General features: G+C 40.6%; 4 protein-coding genes. 1 reads left to right on the top strand and 3 read right to left on the bottom strand.

Annotated features, from left to right (window positions below; translation table 11 throughout):
* Nucleotides 1-197 (top strand): transposase (locus O9323_RS18530; RefSeq protein WP_288125558.1); only part of this gene is annotated, 197 nt, incomplete at its 5' end.
* Here O9323_RS18530 and O9323_RS18525 read toward each other — a convergent pair.
* The 3 genes from O9323_RS18525 to O9323_RS18515 all read right to left on the bottom strand — a co-directional run bounded on the left by O9323_RS18525 (nucleotide 131) and on the right by O9323_RS18515 (nucleotide 1309).
* The gene (locus O9323_RS18525; RefSeq protein WP_288125557.1) at nucleotides 131-556 is read right to left on the bottom strand and encodes a DUF5615 family PIN-like protein; all 426 of its coding nucleotides are present in this window, start codon (nucleotides 554-556) and stop codon (nucleotides 131-133) included. The two genes, O9323_RS18530 and O9323_RS18525, sit on opposite strands and share 67 nt — an antisense overlap.
* A gap of 3 nt (nucleotides 557-559) precedes the next feature.
* Nucleotides 560-790, bottom strand: a complete 231-nt coding sequence (locus tag O9323_RS18520; protein ID WP_002779924.1) for a DUF433 domain-containing protein — start codon at nucleotides 788-790, stop codon at nucleotides 560-562.
* A 237-nt stretch (nucleotides 791-1027) separates the two neighbouring features.
* On the bottom strand, nucleotides 1028-1309 hold the full coding sequence (locus O9323_RS18515) for a type II toxin-antitoxin system VapC family toxin (protein WP_149106813.1): 282 nt from the start codon (nucleotides 1307-1309) through the stop codon (nucleotides 1028-1030).
* Nucleotides 1310-1471 lie beyond the last annotated feature (162 nt).

Raw genomic sequence — 1471 nt, 5'->3', positions numbered from 1 at the left:
GTGTTTTTACCAAGAGTTGTCAAACAATCCGAAACTGGTTTGGAGAAATCATTAGTTATTTCGAGCGAAGGACAACTAATGGGGTGGTCGAGGGAATCAACAATAAACTTAAACTAATAAAACGGAGAGGCTATGGCTTTAAAAACTTTTGGAATTTTTGGGTTAGAAGTATGTTATCTTGGCATCTTGTATGTTGATTTAGCATAAAGAGTAACGAAGAGCCAATTTTGTCTTCTTCAATAACTGTAAAGTGTCCATACCAGTCATCCCGCAATGAGATAACCTTGGCAACTTTCTCAGCGACTACAGATCCAGAAGGTACTCTTATTCTAAACAAAATAATACCAACACTGGCCAGCAACCTTGAACGAAAGGCGAGTTCTCCAAAATCTTGATCAAATGTCAAGAGAATACGATTTTCTGCTTGGGCGCGACTTAAAACTTCCCGGTCCGAGATTCCGGGGGATTCCACCCTAATCCACAGGACATCATGGCCATTTTGTCCTAGGGCTTCAACCGCATCAAGGGGGAAATTTTCGTTCGCTAGAAAACGCATCAGTTAAGCAGGAATAGCATAGACTTTCTCAGATTTGAGCATTACACTAGCATAGCTAAGACAAGCTTGAATATCTTCTACTGTAATACCTGGGTAGTTTCGCAGAATTTCATCAATACTCCAACCTTGGGCGAGAAGATCGATGATAAATTCAACCGCAATCCTTGTTCCTTTAATGATAGGTTTTCCCACCAAAATATCGGGATTTAGTGTAATTCGAGTTTCCCAGTCCATAGCTACATCATTGAAAGTGTTTTCAAAAAGGTAAAGGCTGCATGGGACGCACCCTACAATATCTCGTTTTATTATAACAGGATTTGGTATCACAGCTGCAATAAATGTGCATGGTGCGTTCCCCAAAAATCGATCGCTGGACCAGTAGGAGCCACATTAGGGAACGCAGCTTACAAGATCGGCTGTTTACACCCTCCACCGAGGACTTGCGGCATAACGGTCTAGTTAGGCTTTTCGCTAAGGGTAGGGTAATACATTTAAATTTTGAATAAATCGGTAGTCTCGTTGATTCTTGGTGATAAAAGGGTAATTCCATATTATTGCTGTACCTGCAATCAAGCCATCGGCAATCAGCAAACCGTGACTTAGCCGATACAAGCGAAGTAAGTCAACCGCTTTGTCTGAAATAGGTTGGTCAATTCTGATTACATCAAACTGTTGAAGGAATTTTTCCAGCGTCCGTAACTCTGACTTGTTAGTGCAGCCAACAATTAGTTCCATTTGTGTAACTACGCTAATTGCTAATCTGGAACTTGATTGTCAGCAATTCTCATTTTAAAAAGTAACAAGTGATACAGACAGAAACAAAGCTTTAAGCAAGCTACAAAATGCGCTCCCGCGAGTGCGACTGCATCGCAGAGAAGTGAGTATATAGAGTATTTATACTCAAAATATTTGAAA

The sequence above is a fragment of the Microcystis sp. LE19-131.1A genome, assembly GCF_027532015.1.
Classification (GTDB): domain Bacteria; phylum Cyanobacteriota; class Cyanobacteriia; order Cyanobacteriales; family Microcystaceae; genus Microcystis; species Microcystis ichthyoblabe_A.
The sequence above is the reverse complement of the archived record's forward strand: the minus strand, read 5'-3'. Positions and strand labels throughout refer to the sequence as shown.